Source organism: Lentzea kristufekii (assembly GCF_033949925.1).
GTDB classification, from domain to species: domain Bacteria; phylum Actinomycetota; class Actinomycetes; order Mycobacteriales; family Pseudonocardiaceae; genus Lentzea; species Lentzea kristufekii.
Genome location: NZ_JAXAVV010000001.1, coordinates 46,924 through 62,246 on the forward strand (window position 1 = coordinate 46,924; position 15,323 = coordinate 62,246).

The 15,323-nt window shown below is 68.6% G+C and carries 13 protein-coding genes and 1 pseudogene; 6 read left to right on the forward strand and 8 right to left on the reverse strand.

From position 1 onward, the window contains the following. Positions 1 to 39 precede the first annotated feature (39 nt). Positions 40 to 1,200, reverse strand: coding sequence for an FAD-dependent oxidoreductase (locus SK571_RS00240; RefSeq protein ID WP_319981984.1), 1,161 nt, complete (start codon positions 1,198 to 1,200; stop codon positions 40 to 42). Positions 1,201 to 1,275: 75 nt separating this feature from the next. On the opposite strand from SK571_RS00240, the gene SK571_RS00245 reads away from it, so the two are divergent. The 3 genes from SK571_RS00245 to SK571_RS00255 are packed head-to-tail and all read left to right on the forward strand — an operon-like array spanning position 1,276 to position 4,225. Further along, a complete protein-coding gene (locus SK571_RS00245; RefSeq protein ID WP_319981985.1) occupies positions 1,276 to 1,872 on the forward strand; it encodes a TetR/AcrR family transcriptional regulator in 597 nt (198 codons plus the stop codon). A gap of 44 nt (positions 1,873 to 1,916) precedes the next feature. Beyond that, complete coding sequence (locus SK571_RS00250; protein ID WP_319981986.1) at positions 1,917 to 3,041, forward strand: VWA domain-containing protein; 1,125 nt, start codon at positions 1,917 to 1,919, stop codon at positions 3,039 to 3,041. Next, the gene (locus SK571_RS00255) at positions 3,038 to 4,225 is read left to right on the forward strand and encodes a hypothetical protein (protein WP_319981987.1); all 1,188 of its coding nucleotides are present in this window, start codon (positions 3,038 to 3,040) and stop codon (positions 4,223 to 4,225) included. The genes SK571_RS00250 and SK571_RS00255 overlap by 4 nt, the downstream gene beginning before the upstream one ends. Here the strand turns inward: SK571_RS00255 and SK571_RS00260 are convergent. From SK571_RS00260 to uvrA, 3 genes are all read right to left on the reverse strand, one after another. After that, entirely contained in the window at positions 4,222 to 4,686 is a 465-nt protein-coding gene (locus tag SK571_RS00260; RefSeq protein ID WP_319981988.1) for an SRPBCC family protein, read from the reverse strand. The genes SK571_RS00255 and SK571_RS00260 overlap by 4 nt on opposite strands. Before the next feature lie 129 nt (positions 4,687 to 4,815). Further along, positions 4,816 to 4,998 (reverse strand): hypothetical protein, encoded by a 183-nt coding sequence (locus SK571_RS00265; RefSeq protein WP_143027994.1) that lies wholly within the window; start codon positions 4,996 to 4,998, stop codon positions 4,816 to 4,818. Next, a complete protein-coding gene (gene uvrA / locus SK571_RS00270; protein ID WP_319981989.1) occupies positions 4,998 to 7,877 on the reverse strand; it encodes an excinuclease ABC subunit UvrA in 2,880 nt (959 codons plus the stop codon). Before uvrA ends, SK571_RS00265 begins: the two co-directional genes overlap by 1 nt. A gap of 225 nt (positions 7,878 to 8,102) precedes the next feature. On the opposite strand from uvrA, the gene SK571_RS00275 reads away from it, so the two are divergent. Continuing rightward, on the forward strand, positions 8,103 to 8,855 hold the full coding sequence (locus SK571_RS00275) for a maleylpyruvate isomerase family mycothiol-dependent enzyme (protein WP_319981990.1): 753 nt from the start codon (positions 8,103 to 8,105) through the stop codon (positions 8,853 to 8,855). 47 nt (positions 8,856 to 8,902) lie between these two features. Here SK571_RS00275 and SK571_RS00280 read toward each other — a convergent pair. Next, positions 8,903 to 9,862 (reverse strand): annotated as a pseudogene (locus tag SK571_RS00280) (acyltransferase family protein); the annotation flags it as partial. A gap of 138 nt (positions 9,863 to 10,000) precedes the next feature. Here SK571_RS00280 and SK571_RS00285 point away from each other — a divergent pair. Continuing rightward, positions 10,001 to 10,678: an MBL fold metallo-hydrolase gene (locus SK571_RS00285; RefSeq protein ID WP_319981991.1), complete on the forward strand. Its 678-nt coding sequence runs from the start codon at positions 10,001 to 10,003 to the stop codon at positions 10,676 to 10,678. Between the two features lie 49 nt (positions 10,679 to 10,727). On the opposite strand, the gene SK571_RS00290 is transcribed toward SK571_RS00285, so the two are convergent. Both SK571_RS00290 and SK571_RS00295 read right to left on the reverse strand, forming a co-directional pair. Beyond that, the gene (locus SK571_RS00290) at positions 10,728 to 11,132 is read right to left on the reverse strand and encodes a type II toxin-antitoxin system VapC family toxin (RefSeq protein WP_319981992.1); all 405 of its coding nucleotides are present in this window, start codon (positions 11,130 to 11,132) and stop codon (positions 10,728 to 10,730) included. Beyond that, the gene (locus SK571_RS00295) at positions 11,125 to 11,403 is read right to left on the reverse strand and encodes a type II toxin-antitoxin system Phd/YefM family antitoxin (RefSeq protein WP_089950354.1); all 279 of its coding nucleotides are present in this window, start codon (positions 11,401 to 11,403) and stop codon (positions 11,125 to 11,127) included. Before SK571_RS00295 ends, SK571_RS00290 begins: the two co-directional genes overlap by 8 nt. 268 nt (positions 11,404 to 11,671) lie before the next feature. Here SK571_RS00295 and SK571_RS00300 point away from each other — a divergent pair, with 268 nt between their 5' ends. Continuing rightward, a complete protein-coding gene (locus SK571_RS00300) occupies positions 11,672 to 13,834 on the forward strand; it encodes a tachylectin-related carbohydrate-binding protein (protein WP_319981993.1) in 2,163 nt (720 codons plus the stop codon). A 93-nt stretch (positions 13,835 to 13,927) separates the two neighbouring features. Here SK571_RS00300 and SK571_RS00305 read toward each other — a convergent pair whose 3' ends face one another. Then, positions 13,928 to 15,301, reverse strand: coding sequence for a hypothetical protein (locus SK571_RS00305; RefSeq protein WP_319981994.1), 1,374 nt, complete (start codon positions 15,299 to 15,301; stop codon positions 13,928 to 13,930). Positions 15,302 to 15,323: the final 22 nt, after the last annotated feature.

A 15,323-nucleotide genomic window follows, 5' to 3' on the forward strand; every position in this document is an offset into this window, starting at 1 on the left:
ATCACACGTAGAGCGAGCAAGAACGGTTCAAACTGATTTTCAGAACATCGCGCGCTTCAACGCGGGCACGGCGCTCGCGGTCCTGAGCACGGTCTTGAAGATCGTCCGCGCGACCGGGCCACCGTCGGCGAACTGACGGGCGGCCCTGAGCGAGTCGCGCACGGCCGCGAAGCCGTAGTCGTACATCTCCTTCTCGTACCTGGCGATGGCGTCGCCACCTTCGGCGATGCACCGCGCGAGCAGTTGCGCGTCCCTGAGCGCGATGTTCGCCCCGATGCCCCTCATCGGCGTCATCGCGTGGACGGCGTCGCCGAGCAACGTGACGTTCGTCGGCTGCCAGCGTCCGATCGGCCTGGACGAGCGGATGCGCCACTCGCTGATGGTCTCGGCGGGCGAGGCCGCGACGATCCCGGTCAGCCCGGGGCTCCACCGCGCGATCCTGGCGAGCACCTCGCGTTGCAGGTCCTGTCCATCGTGGACGGTCAAGTCCGCGGCGGCGTAGGCCCACATCAGGTAGGGACGCACGTTGTCGAACAACAGATCGTCGTCGTCGTCGGTGACGCCGAGCCCGTCGTGCGCGGCCAGGAACATGCCGGCCCGGGACGTCGGGACGACCGTGTTGGCCCTGTCGACCAGCTCCCGCGGCACCCAGTCGTTGTCGTCGAGGAACAGCTTCCCCGCGATCGCCGTGACGCCGATCTTCTCCGTGCCCGCGTGCGGCAGGTACTGCGCGCGCACCCGCGACCGGATGCCGTCCGCGCCGACCAGCACGTCGCAGGACTCGGCCGTGCCGTCCTCGAAGCACAGCTTGATGTCGTCGCCCTGCTCGTAGCGCTCGAACCGCTTGCCGAACCGGACGTCCAGCCCGTCGAGCAGCACCTGCCGGAGCGTGATCCGGCTGGCCGAGTAGTGCTTCTCCTCGTCCGGTTCCAGCACGAGCAGGGGTTTGAGCTGTTCGGTCAGGAACCCGAACCCGTTGCCGCCGGTGCCCGCGCTCCGTTCGAACCGCTCCCAGCTCGCCGCGGGCAAGCACTCCCTCAAGGCAGCGGCACCGTGCGCGTTGATGTGCACCCGGTACCCCTGCAGGCGATCCGTGCGCGAGAGGTCGCGCTCGTACACCGCCACGTCCACGCCGGCTTTGCGCAATCCATGCGCCAGGCACAGCCCGCCGATTCCCCCACCGATCACTGCGATCCTCATGCCGTCGAGTTTCAACCGTTTGGTTGACTAAGTCAACCCGTTGGTTGAAAACTGCCCGTCGGCTACCGTGTCGACGTGGATCAACGCCGTTCTCCCCGCGCCTCGGAACGCAAGCGCGACCCGGAACGCACGCGGGCCCTGCTCCTGGAAGCGGCCGCGGCGGAGTTCGGCGCGAAGGGGTACGCGGCCACGCGCACGACGGACATCGCGGCGCGGGCAGGCGTGAACAAGCAGCTGATCTCGTACTACTTCGGCGGCAAGGAAGGCATCTACAAGGAGCTCGCCACGAGCTGGCACTCCTCCGCCGCCGAACTCGCGAGCCAGCAGCAGCCGCTGGACGAGGTGGCGGCGGGGTTCGTCATGACCACGCTCACCGACCACGGCCGCATGTGGGCGTGGGCGAACCTGGCGGGCGACAGCCCACCGACCGACGGGGAGTTCCTCCGGGGTCAGGTGGAGGAGATGCGGGCTCGTCAGGCCGCCGGCGAACTGCCCGCGGGCCTGGACCCCGCGTTCCTGCTGCTGGCCCTGATGGCGGCGGCCTCAGCGCCGTTGACGCTGCGGCAGACCGCGGGCCAGATCACCGGCGAGGACCCGGCCACGCCCGAGTTCGCCGCGAAGTACGCGGAGCAGCTGGCGTTGCTGGTGCGGCACCTGTCTGCGCGAACCTGACTTCATTCGTCCCCGAACTTCGCTACCTTGCGGATGTGGACGACATGGCGCTCCCCGTCAGCGCGGCGGACAAGCTGTCATCTGCGATCCAGAAGACGCAGGCCGGGCTGAAGCCCCGGCGCCGCGGCCTGTGGCTGACCCTGGCCGTCGCCCTGGTGGTCGTGCTGGTCTCCGGCGGGATCGTGGGGTACCGCCTGCTGTTCGCGCCGCTGTACAAGACGGCGTTCCTGATCGACGCGGCCGGGGGCGACCTGCCGAGCGTCGTCGAGGCGCTGACCGCCGTCGCCGGGAACTCGGGTGAGCGGGACTCCCAGTCGCTGCGCAGTTTCGGCGGCGAGTGCGGCGCGGAGGACAACACCGCCCGGCTCGTCGGATTCGGCACCGGCAACCGGGAGGAGATCGCCGAGGCCGCGCGATCAGTGCGGCAGGGCGCGAAAGCAACGCTGCAGCGCGGCATCCTCGAGGCGGTCGGCGACTTCACCACCCCTTTCGCGCTGAAGGCCAGGCAGGTCAACAGGATCATCGTCGTCACCCGGCACGGCGAGGACGCCTGCGACACCGACAGCGCGTTCGTCCGGGCGCAGATCCGCGATCGGGTGGCCGCGGCGGGACTGAAGATCGAGTTCCGGTTCGTCGGCTACCAGGTCGAGGACACCGGCGGCCTCACCGACCTGGCGGCGTCGTTGCAGACGCAGGAACCGGCCTTCGCGACCTCACCGGACGAGCTGCGCCGCCATCTGGACTGGTTCGCGAACGTCGAGCCGGTGTTGCGGTCGTCGCAGTCGGTCGTCAACGTCCTCAACCCCGCCGTCGAGAAGCTCAACACTGTCACCACGTCGATCAGGAACGGCCGGTTCGACGTCGCCGACGCCGCGCTGACCGACGCCCGCGACGCCGTCGCCGACCTGGAGATCGAGGACCTCGACAGCCGCACCGGGTCCTCGGCCGACGCGGCCCGGCTGAGGGACAAGGCGGTCCGGCTGCGCACGTTGCAGACAGAGGTGGTCGCCGCCGCCGAGACGTTGATCGGGTCGGCGCGGTCCGGAGACGACCTGACGAACCCGCTGGCGGGCTACTCCAGGGCTGCCGACGCGTACAACGCCGAGGCCGGGACCATGACGAAGGCCCTGACGGACCTGCGCGCGCTCGGCCCGGGAGGCAGGCGGTGAGGCGCCGGGTCGCGACGGGAGCCGTGGTGCTGCTGGTACTGGGCCTGGTGTCCGCTGGACTCTGGCTCTTCCTCACCCCCGGCCATCGCACGACGTTCCTCGTCGACGCGTCCGACTCGCCGGACTTCCGCGAGGTCGCGGACGCCGTCGGGGCCGCCGCGGCGAACATGGCGACCGGCGACGCGCTGGCGTTGCGCAAGTTCGGCGGCTCGTGCGACTCCCCGGCCACGTCCGAGCTGGTCGCACCGGGCACCGGACAGGCGGGTGAGATCGGCGCCGCGGCCCGAGCGATCACCCCGAGCGGCAGGCCGACGGTGCTGAACGGCCTTCTCGCGGCGATCGACGACTTCGCGGGCTTCCACCCCCTGCGCGGCAACGAGACGAACCGCGTCGTCCTGTTCGCGCACGGCGGCTTGGACATGTGCGGCAAGAGCCTCGACGAGATCCGCGCGACCGTCGGTGAACGCGCCGCGCGGGCCGGTGTGAAGATCGAGCTCCGGTTCGTCGGGCATCGGCTCACACCCGAGCAGACCAAGGACCTCAACACCATCGCGGCCTCGACGAACTCCCGGCAACCACCGCTGCCCGCACCACCCGATGAGCTCGTCACCACGATGAAGGAGATCTCGGTCCCCTCCGGTCTGGTCGCCGGGCGGCTCAAGGCCCCGTGCGACGAGGCGACCCCGGAGGTGCTCGCGGCCGCACATCCGCTGGGGCCCGACGTGCGCTACTTCGACATCAGATGCCAGCAGGACCGGTATGTCCTCTCCAAGGCGAACACGACCCCGGCCCGGTTCGACGATCTCGCCGTGCTCTTCGAGTACAAGGACCATGCTTGGCGGTACCTGCGTTCCGGCACGGTGTTGCCCTGCCTCTCCATCCCGGCGGAGGTGTGGAAGGCGTGGGGCGCGACATGCGAGTTCGAAGCCGTCGTCTGCCGTGATGGCGCCCAGAAGGTCACGGACCTCAACGGCGTCGGGTGCCCGGCGGCCATCGACATCGCGGACCGCTACCGGGCGGCGACCCAGAGCGGGCAGGCGGAGGGTCAAGGGCTGCTCTGGACCTCAGGCGAGTGGTCGTGTTCGTGGCCCTACGAGGGCGATCTCGCCCACGTCCAGATACCGCTGAAATGCGTGCGGACGACCGACAACATGGTCGTGCAGCTGGGCGACTACCAGCGTTAGGACTCGCGGCTCGCGGCCTTCGCCTCGAGGACCTGCTTCAGGCCCTTGAAGCCGCCGCGCATCATCATGTCGTGGTTGCCGCGGAAGAACGGCTTGGCGATGAGCACCAGGCGCCGCAACAACGGCTTGGTGACCACGACCTCCTGGTCGAACACGAGGTCGGTGCCGCCGTCGCGGCCGATGATCTCCCAGCTCGCATAGCCTTCGAGATCACCGGACAACGTCGCCCGCAGCAGGCCGGCCTGCTGGTTGCGAATGCTGTGCTTGACCTGCACGACCAGGTCGAACGGCAGGAACGACCGGCACCTGAGCTCGCCGGTCTCGTCGTCGATCTTCGTGGCTCTCCGGACCTCGTGCCACCACAGCGGGTAGTTCGCGATGTCGGACAGCACCTCGTACACATCAGCCGGGGACGCGTCGACGTGCCACACGCTGCGGAAGCGATAGCGGTTCAGTGACACGGCCGCCATCATCCCGGATACCTCGTCCGAGTGACAGCTCCTGGACACATCTCACAGCGGACCGGGAATTCCTCACCGGCTGTACTGCGGCTCTAGTGAGACTCCACTGTCTCACTAGGCCGGACGAGTTCACTTGTCGACTAGATGAGGAAGCCGTTCCAGGGCCCGCAACCAACCGACAGCCGCGACGCGACGGAGTGCCTGCTCCGACGAGTCGAGCACCTCAACGAGGCTGAAGGGGTACGCCGTGGGCTCGCCGCGCGACGCCTGAAGGGCGCGCTCGCGGTGGGCCAGCGCATCGAGTGGGATCATCACCCTGCTGCTGACACCTCCTCATTTTCGAGCACCTGCAGCAAGAACTGCCCCGTGTAGCTCTTCTCGACCTGAGAGACCTGCTCGGGCGTGCCCTCTGCTATGACCATACCGCCGCCGGAGCCCCCTTCGGGACCCATGTCGACGATCCAGTCGGACGTCTTGATGACGTCGAGGTTGTGCTCGATGACGATGACGGTGTTCCCCTTGTCCACCAGGCCGTTGATCACGCCCAGCAGCTTGCGGATGTCCTCGAAGTGCAGGCCCGTCGTGGGCTCGTCGAGGATGTAGACCGTCTTGCCCGTCGAGCGCTTCTGCAGCTCCGACGCGAGCTTCACGCGCTGCGCCTCACCACCGGACAGCGTCGGCGCCGGCTGGCCCAGCCGCACGTAGCCGAGACCCACGTCGACCAGCGTGCGCAGGTGGCGGTAGATCGCGTTGATCGGCTCGAAGAACGTGGCCGCCTCCTCGATCGGCATGTCGAGGACTTCGGAGATCGTCTTGCCCTTGTAGTGCACTTCCAGCGTCTCGCGGTTGTACCGCGCGCCCTTGCAGACCTCGCAGGGGACGTAGACGTCCGGGAGGAAGTTCATCTCGATCTTGATCGTGCCGTCGCCCGCGCACGCCTCGCAGCGGCCGCCCTTGACGTTGAACGAGAAGCGGCCCGGCTGGTAGCCGCGGACCTTCGCCTCCGTGGTCGCCGCGAACAGCTTGCGGACGTGGTCGAACACGCCGGTGTAGGTGGCCGGGTTCGACCGCGGGGTGCGGCCGATCGGCGACTGGTCGACGCGCACCAGCTTGTCGACCTCGTTCAGGCCGTTGATGCGGGTGTGGCGGCCCGGCACCTGGCGCGCGCCGTTGAGCTTGTTCGCGAGCACCGTGGCCAGGATGTCGTTGACCAGCGTCGACTTGCCGGAACCGGACACGCCCGTGACCGAGGTGAGGGTGCCGAGCGGGAACGACACGTCGATGCCGCGCAGGTTGTGCTCGCGCGCGCCGACGACCGTGAGCTGGCGCTTCTTGTCGATCTTGCGGCGCTTGGCCGGCATCGGGATCGACTTGCGACCCGACAGGTAGGCGCCGGTCATCGACTCCTTGTTCGTCAGCAGCTTCTTGTACGGGCCGCTGTGCACGACCTTGCCGCCGTGCTCGCCGGCGCCGGGGCCGATGTCGACGACCCAGTCCGACGCGCGGATCGTGTCCTCGTCGTGCTCGACGACGATGAGCGTGTTGCCGAGGTTGCGCAGCCTCGTCAGCGTCTCGATCAGGCGGTGGTTGTCGCGCTGGTGCAGGCCGATCGACGGCTCGTCCAGCACGTACAGCACGCCGACCAGGCCGGAGCCGATCTGGGTGGCGAGCCGGATGCGCTGCGCCTCGCCGCCGGACAGCGTTCCCGACGCGCGGTCGAGCGAGAGGTAGTCGAGGCCGACGTCGAGCAGGAAGTGCAGGCGGGCCTGGATCTCCTTGAGCACCGCGCCCGCGATCATCGACTCGCGCTTGCCGAGCTTGAGGCCGTCGAGGAAGTCGGAGCACTCCGACACGCTCATCGCGCAGACCTCGGCGATGGACCTGTCGCCCTTTTTGCCGTGGTGCAGCGTGACGGCGAGGATCTCCGGCTTGAGGCGGGTGCCCGAACACGCGGGGCACGGGACCTCGCGCATGTAGCCCTCGTACTTCTCCCTCATGTATTCGGACTCGGTCTGCTCCTGGCGCCGTTCGAGGAACGGGATGACGCCCTCGTAGTTGGCGTAGTAGGAGCGCTCACGGCCGTAGCGGTTCTTGTAGCGGACGTGCACCTGCTCGTCGATGCCGTGCAGGATCGCCTTCTGCACCTTGGCGGGCAGGTGCCGCCACTGCGTGTCCATGCGGTAGCCGATGGTCTCGCCGAGCGACTGCAGCAGCCGGAGGAAGTACTCCGCGGTCTGCCCGCCCGCCCACGGCGCGATCGCACCGTCCTCGAGGCTCAGCTCGTCGTCCGGGACCACGAGCTCCGGGTCGACCTCCTTGCGCACGCCGATGCCCGTGCAGACCACGCACGCGCCGTAGGGCGAGTTGAAGGAGAACGACCGCGGCTCCAGGTCCTCGATCGCGAGCGGGTGGCCGTTGGGGCACGCCAGGTTCTCCGAGAAGCCCCTGATCCGCTTCGGGTCGGTCTCCGGGAGGTCGACGAACTCCAGCTCGACCAGGCCGTCCGCGAGTCGCAGCGCCGTCTCCACCGAGTCGGTGAGGCGCTGCTTGGACGAGGCCTTGACCGACAGCCGGTCGATGACGACCGCGATGTGGTGCTTCTCCTGCTTCTTGAGCTTGGGCACCTCGGCGAGCGCGTAGACGACACCGTCGACCTTCGCGCGCGAGTAGCCCTGCGTCTGCAGGTTCTGGAACAGGTCGAGGTACTCGCCCTTGCGGCCGCGGATGACCGGCGCGAGCACCTGGAACTTGGTGCCCTGCTCCATCGCGAGCACCTGGTCGACGATCTCCTGCGGCGTCTGCTTGCCGATCGCCTCGCCGCACTGCGGGCAGTGCGGCTTGCCGGCGCGGGCGTAGAGCAGGCGCAGGTAGTCGTAGACCTCGGTGATCGTGCCCACGGTCGAGCGCGGGTTGCGGCTCGTGGACTTCTGGTCGATCGAGACCGCGGGCGAGAGGCCCTCGATGAAGTCGACGTCGGGCTTGTCCATCTGCCCGAGGAACTGGCGCGCGTAGGCCGAGAGCGACTCGACGTAGCGGCGCTGGCCCTCGGCGAAGATCGTGTCGAAAGCCAGGCTCGACTTGCCGGAGCCGGACAGCCCCGTGAAGACGATCAGGCTGTCCCGCGGCAGGTCGATATCCACGCCGCGCAGGTTGTGCTCGCGGGCGCCGCGAACAACAAGACGGTCTGCCACTGGGGTCCCTTCGGCTGCGATTGGCGGGTCACTCACGCCACACTCTTCCGAACAAGCGTTCGAAGAGTACTAGCATCGGTTCGGAGGCTGCGAACGACCCGCCGACCATGCTAGGGCGGACCCCTGACAAAAACGGTTCCGAGGGCTATCGCATTCCCCTGAGCTGGCTTTACTCATAGTCTGGTCACTTCGATCAGGAGCCTCAACGTCGGGGAGAGGCAGCACATGACCTACACGCCGTCCACGCAGCACACGTCCGTACCTGCACCGCGAGGGGTGCCAGACCGGCACATCACCGCGGTGCGCGAGGCGACGGACGTGCTGTACGAGGTCGTCGAGGAGCTGGACGAGGCCGCGGTGCGCGGCCAGAGCCTGCTGCCCGGCTGGACCCGCGGACACGTCATCACCCACCTCGCGCGCAACGCCGACGCGCTGGTGAACCTGCTCACGTGGGCGAAGACCGGGGTCGAGCACCAGGCCTACACCTCCCGCACGGACCGCGACGCCGACATCGAGGAGGGTTCCCACCGGCTGCTGCAGGTGCTCAAGGCCGACCTGGACTCCGCGTGCCAGCGGTTCGACGTCGCGTGCCGCGAGTTCCCCGCGCACGCGTGGCGTTCGGAGGTGACGGCGCCCAAGGGCCAGCCGATCCCCGCGTCCGTCGTGCCGTTGTTCCGCCTGCGCGAGATCTGGATCCACCTCATCGACCTGAACGCCGGTGTCGGGTTCGGCGACCTGCCCGCCGACTTCGTGGAGGAGTTCCTCGACGACGCGGTGAAGCAGTTCGAGGGCAGGGTCGACCCCTTCGGCGTCGAGGTGACCCTGCCCGACGGCAGTCAGCGCAGCTGGACGCTCAACGGCCCGGTGAGCCGCAACTCCGTCAGCGGGTCGGCGAGCGCCGTCCTGGGGTGGCTGACCGGCAGGACCGACGGCTCGGACCTGCGCGGGGAGTTGCCGGACCTGCCCGACTGGATCTGAGTGAGCAGCTTGTAGGCGGGGCGTTCGACGAACTTCGTCATCGCCCAGCCGAGCACCAGCGCCGAGGTGACGAAGCCGGCGAGCAGCCACCAGGACCGCAGCCCAACGGCGTGCATGCGGTCCATCACCACGGTGCCGATCTGCTGGTGCACGAGGTAGACCCCGTACGAGATGCCCGCGAGCCACGTGACGGGCCGCGCGACCGGGTCGAAGAACACCCAGTCGGGACCGGCTGCCGCCGCGCACACCATGAGCAGCAGCACGGCGAAGCCGAGCGTCGATCCGTACTCGGTCGTGTGCACCGCCTGCGCGACCAGCGTGGCCGCCAGGAGCGCGACGAGGTGCGGCGTCCTCAGCCTGTCCTTGTGCCACAGCCAGATCGCGATGCCGGCCGCGAACAGCTGCGCCCTGTGCAGCGCGAGACCGTTGTAGACCACGAACAGCGCGTGCGAGTGGTCCAGCAACGGCCTGAGCAGCAGCGGCACGACGACGAGCGCCCACAGGAAGATCCGGAGCCGCGTGCCTCTCAGGAACTTCACGAGCACGGCACCGGCGATGAACGCGGCGAGCTGCACCGGCACGGTCCAGTAGGCGAAGTCGACGATGTCGACGTCCGGCATCCACTGGTTGATCAGCAACAGGTTGTAGACGACGTCTCTGCCGTCGAGCTGACTCCACCCCTCCGGCGCGATCCATCTCTGCACCGAATATGTGAGCAGGACCGCCGCCATGTACGCGGGCAGCAGTCTGGCGAGTCTTCTCCACAGGAACCGTCCTGGCTTGCCGCTGTCGAGCGACACGCAGGCGAAGAACGCCGAGACGACCATCAACGTGCTGGCGCCCATCGACATCGGGAAGGTGAACGGCAACGGCCCGAGGTCGGGATGGCTGCTGACGCTCGTGAGCGTGGCGTGGTGGAGCAACACGCACCCGATGGCGACGACGCGGAGGACGTCCCAGCTGACCCTGCGGGCCGTCCGGGGCTTCTGTCGTTGCTCTGGAATCACGAGAGGCGGGGACCTGTTCGTTGGTGCTTTCGGGGTAAGCGGCGACTAGGTGTTGACCTTTACTTACCCTATGAGTGCAACCTGTATGCAACCTGAAGGTGTGCGCTGCACCGCTTCGACCGACTACCGTCTGCCACCGTGGACGTACACGAGAACTACACCGGTCACGTCGATCCAGAGGGTCCCGCAGCCCGCCGCACCCTGGACGCGCTGACCATCACGAAGATCTCCGTCGGTCCGATGGACAACAACGCCTACCTGCTGGTTTGCCGGTCCACGAATGAAGCGTTGCTCATCGACGCGGCCAACGACCACGAGCGCCTGTCGGACCTCCTGGACTCCCTCCCGGAGCGCCCGCGGCTGCGCACGATCGTGACGACGCACCAGCACGCCGATCACTGGCAGGCACTCGAAGCCCTCGCCGGCGCCCACGGCTCGAAGACCGTCGCCCATGAACTCGACGCCGCCGTCCTCCCCGTCCAGCCGGACGTCGTCGTGGAGCACGGCGACACCGTCAACGTGGGAGAAGTCCCGCTGTCGATCATCCACCTGCGCGGCCACACCCCGGGCTCCATCGCGGTCGTCTACGACGACCCGGACGGCCACCCGCACCTCTTCACCGGAGATTCACTCTTTCCGGGGGGTGTGGGGAAGACCACGTCCGCCGACAACTTCGCGTCGCTGATCAACGACGTCGAGGACCGGCTGTTCGCGGTGCTGCCCGACGACACGTGGTTCTACCCCGGTCACGGCGACGACTCGACGCTCGGCAAGGAGCGTCCCTCGCTCTCGGAGTGGCGTTCCCGGGGCTGGTGACCATGGCCGGACGGGGAGCCTGCCAACGCGGGCTCCCCGACAGCCTCGATCAGACCTCGATGATCGTGACCATGCCGTCGAGCCCTTTGAAGTCCTCGGCATTTCGCGTGTAAAGCGGCAATCCACGCGATGACGCGACAGCGGCGATCATCAGATCCATCCGCCGAGGCTTCGGATTCCGGTTCGCCGCCATTGTGAGCGCGACCAACGTGCCGTATCGGGAGGCTGCCTGACCGTCGAAGGGCAGTGGCTCGAAGTCCACTATCGCCGCTCCGAGCTTCTCGGTGCGCGCGGCCCTGGACGCCGCGTCCTTGGCCATCACCACACCCTGATGCAATTCGGCCATCGTGACCGCGGTGAGTTCAGGTATCTCCGGCAGCCTGGCCGGATCCAGAAGACCGAGGTCGATGTAGACGCACGTGTCGAGCACCCCGGATTCGGGACGTTCAGCCACGGCTGCGCTCCCACGGATCGAAGTCGCCAACGCGGTCCTCGTCGCCGAAGAACTCATCGGCTTCCTGGCGCATGCGGACGTGGTCGACCTGAGGCAGGGTCCTGTGTCGTTCGACGAGCTCCTCGGCCGTCAGCCGACGGCGACGAGGCAAGGGCCGAAGTTCGGCGACCTCAACACCGTTCCGCGTCACGTGGTACGTCTCGCCCGCCTCCACCGCGTCCATGACCGCGGCGGAGTGGTTGCGGAACTCCCGCTGGCTGATGACCTTCACGCGCCAAGTGTAGCCCCCTGTAGCACATGAGGCTACGCAGTTCTACCCCGTCACGGCGACGACTCGACGCTCGGCAAGGAGCGTCCCTCGCTCTCGGAGTGGCGTTCCGGGGGCCGGTGAGCTCGACCGAACGGGGCCACCGCTGTCCTCAAGACGACCCGGTGCGACACCTCACACTCGAACGGCGTAACGAAGCCCCAGGTCAGCTGCGATCACATTTCCGGTACTCATCAGTACCGTTTCTGGGGATTCTCACTGAAAGACGCTCATGCGCAAAGTCATGCGTTCGATCATCGCGCCCGTTCTGGTCGCGCTCTCGCTGCTGACGTTCGTCCGGCCCGCCGCGGCCGACATCAGCTACCTGCGAGCGGCCCTCTACGCCTCGTGCGCCGACCTGGCCCCGGTGTACTCGGTGAAGGACAACGGAGACCTGTGGCTCACCAGCCACACCGGCGCTCGTTCCGGCCGCAACACCTGGGGCACCGCCAAGCAGATCGGGACCGGCTGGTTCGGCCGGGTGCTCGCCGCGCCGGACGGCGTGCTGCACGCCATCGAGCTGGACGGCACGGTCAAGCGGTTCCGCTGGAACGGCACCGGCTGGGACAACGGCCTGGGCACCGTCACCGGTTCCGGCTGGGGTGCCTACGCGACGGGTACCGGCCGCGACCGCATCACCGTCGATTCCGACGGCGTGCTGTTCCGCCTCGACGGCGACCTGCTCTGGACGCACCGGTTCGACGGCACCCGGTGGTCTGACGGCGAGGTCGTCGACGACGGCTGGGGTTCGTACACGTCCGTCGTCGCCGCGGGCTCCGGCGTGCTCTACACCCGCACGGCCGATGGCGCCGTGTACCGCCATCACCTCGAGACCGCGTCCCGCACGTGGGTGCAGCGACACCTGAAGACCGGCCGTGATCTGGGCGCCGGCCGCCTGTTCTCGGCGGGAGCGGACACCCTCTACCGTCAGAGCGCCACCGGTGACCTGGTGTGGCAGCGGTTCGTTCCGGCCAAGGGCGAGTGGGTCTCGACCGACCGGGCCGACGGCACGACCGTCGGCACCGGCTGGGCCGTGCGCGAGCTGGCCGTCGCGCCGGACGCCTGTTCGCTGCGCAACCCGCTCAAGCCCGTGCACCAGCTCATGCAGCTCGGCCTCGGCTCGATCGCCGCGGGCGAGGTCGTCACCGTGCTCAAGAGCGCGCTGGCCGAGAGCGGTGCCGACCGCGCCCGGCTGCGCGTGCTGGCGGGTGAGGTCGCCGCCTACGCCCAGGCCAACTGGCCCGCCGTCGAGCAGGCGAAGTCCGAACTGGACGCGCTCCTCGCCTCCCCGAACCCGGAACAGGCGCTCGTCGCGGCCGCTCGCACCAAGCTCGCCGCCGCACAAGGTCTGGAGCTGCCGCAGTATCGCGAGCTCGACGCACTGCTGCGGAAGGCACGCGCCGAGGCACCGAAGATCCTCCAGACGATCGACCAGTACCGCGGCTTCGTGGAGGTCTTCGTCGACGAGGGCCGCAAGGTGGTCGCGGCGCTGCGCGACACCGCACAGGCGTTCCGCGAGATCCCGCCGTTCACGCTGCCCGCCGACTTCAAGGTCGACGTGGACGTCGCAGCCCTCGAAGCGATGGGCCGCGGCTGGGACCAGATGAACGTCAACCTCACCCGGATGAACGAGTCGATCACCGCGTCCATGGCCCAGCTCGACGCGTCCATGGCGTCGTTCAACCGCTCCATGGACAACTTCAACAGCGGCATGGCCGAGTTCGACCGCTCGATGACCGAGTTCAACACGGCGATGAAGCAGTTCAACTCCGGCACGCCGTGGTGGCCGCCCGCCGGTGGCTTCTCGTTGAAGGGCCTGAAGTTCGACTTCGACCGGGTCTTCCCCGTCGGCACGACCCCCGAGCAGCGGGAGGTGACCGACCGCAAGGTCTCCACGCTGGTCGGCTTCATCCCGTTCGTCGGCACCGGCAAGGGCGTCGCGGACGCGATCAACGGCCGTGACGTGCTGACCGGCGAACAGCTGAGCGGCCTTGACCGCGCGATGAACGTGCTGCCGATGCTGCGCCCGGTCAAGCAGCTGATGAACGGCGCCGACTCGGTCAACTCCGCCGAGCGCCTGCACGACGCCACGCGCGGCAACGTCGTGGACGGCGTGCGCCTGAAGGCCCGCCTCGCCGGCCAGGAGATCGCCGGCGGCCACGCGTACCAGAAGCACGTGGTGGAGCAGGGCGAGTTCCCCGGCGTGCGCACCCGCTCCGAGTTCGCCTCTTTGGTGGAGAACACCATCGTGCAGGGCGAGATGCGCCCGCTGTCCGGCAACCGCCTTGCGTACTGGCACAACGGAATGGTCGTGATCCGCAATCCGCGCGCGGGCGACGGTGGCACAGCGTTCGCGCCGCGCGACGGATACGGTTACTTCCAGAACCTGCACTAGCGAAGGAGAAGCGCGTGGACGTGCTCCGTTCCGAGGACGAGGGCATCACGCTGTCGTTGACCAAGGAGGAGTTCTACACCCTGGCCAACTGCGTCAACGAGACCCTCGAAGCCGTGCAGGACTGGGAGTTCTCGACCAGGGTCGGCGTGGACCGGTCCTTCGCGGTCGAACTGCGGTCGGCGCTGGGGAAGGTCGCCCGCGGTCTCTGAACCCGCTCGGCGGTTGGCGTTCCCAGGGCTGGTAGAGGCCCCCGAGCAGGGCCAACGCGGCGAGCACGAGCAGCACGACCCACACGGAGATGTAGTACTGCTCCGGGAACTGGGTCGTGCTCTTCTCGTAGGCGAGCCACGGCTGGATCAGCTGCCGGAACGCCAGTGCGAAGCCGATCAGCAACGGCCCGAGCGCGACGGGCAGCGCGCGGAGGTCCACGAGTGCGGGCGTGGCCGCGGCGACGGCGGAGGTCACGGCCAGCACACCCAGCGCGACGATCAGCGAGCCGAGCGCGCTGTGGGTCATGTCGGCGTGCGTGCCGGTGACCTCGACGACCAGCCCCATGACGGCGGCGAGCGCGGCGCACGCAGCGGCGCCGGCCACGGTCGACCGGCCGAACTGCGCGGCGAGGATCCCGGCGCCCAGGCCGACCACGGCGGCCGGCGCGTACGTGCCGAGCTGGCTCACGGAGAAGTAGAGCCCGAAGTTGAGGGGCGCGGCGACGGCGAGCAGGACGAAGCCCGCGGTCACGGTCTTGAGGAACGCTCCCCTGCCCAGGGCGAGCGTCAGGCCGGCGGTGCAGAGCAGCAGCGCCACGCCCGCGCCCGCTCGTGCCAGCGGCAGCACCAGTACCTGCCGCAGCAGGATCCCGGCTCCGAGGAACACGAGCGGCAACAGCGCCGCCGCGGTTCCCGAGATCGCGGCGCGTCGGCTGACGGGTTCGGACCGTGGCGCCTTGCCCGTGCGCACGGCGTGGACCGCGAGGACGGCGCCGAGCACACCGAGGCCTGCCAGTGCGAACACGACGGGCGCCGGGAAGATCGTGCTGTCCAGCCAGTCCATGCCGCGGAACAGCGTGGCCAGCACCTGGACGCCGACCAAGGTCACGGCCATCGCGGCGTCGCGGGTGACGGCCAGCACGCCGATGACGATCAGCACCGCACCGGCGGCGCCCAGCGAGTCGATGATGCCCGAGGTGCCCGGCCTCAGACTGAACAAGTGCACCTGCGACTCGACCGACGCGACCAGCGCACCGGAGGTGCCTGCCACGAGCAGCCACTGCCAGTGCCTCGTGAGCCACACGCCGACGATCACCGCCAGCGCCGGGATGCCCAGCGTCGCGACGGAGTACTTGCTGACGCCGAAATGCGCGCCGTGCGTCGACAGCAGGGCGTGGTCGCTGACGTTGAAAAGAGCGAGGAGCGCCAGCGCCACCGGGCCCCAAAGCCGTACCGGCTCGTGGCGAACGTTCTGCACGGCACGCAAGCTAGCGCGGCGG

Coding starts and splice junctions, on each gene's coding strand:
- SK571_RS00240 (WP_319981984.1), bottom strand. CDS start 1,200: ATGAGGATCGCAGTGATCGGTGGGGGAATCGGCGGGCTGTGCCTGGCG.
- SK571_RS00300 (WP_319981993.1), top strand. CDS start 11,672: ATGCGCAAAGTCATGCGTTCGATCATCGCGCCCGTTCTGGTCGCGCTC.
- SK571_RS00250 (WP_319981986.1), top strand. CDS start 1,917: ATGGCGCTCCCCGTCAGCGCGGCGGACAAGCTGTCATCTGCGATCCAG.
- SK571_RS00275 (WP_319981990.1), top strand. CDS start 8,103: ATGACCTACACGCCGTCCACGCAGCACACGTCCGTACCTGCACCGCGA.
- SK571_RS00265 (WP_143027994.1), bottom strand. CDS start 4,998: ATGATCCCACTCGATGCGCTGGCCCACCGCGAGCGCGCCCTTCAGGCG.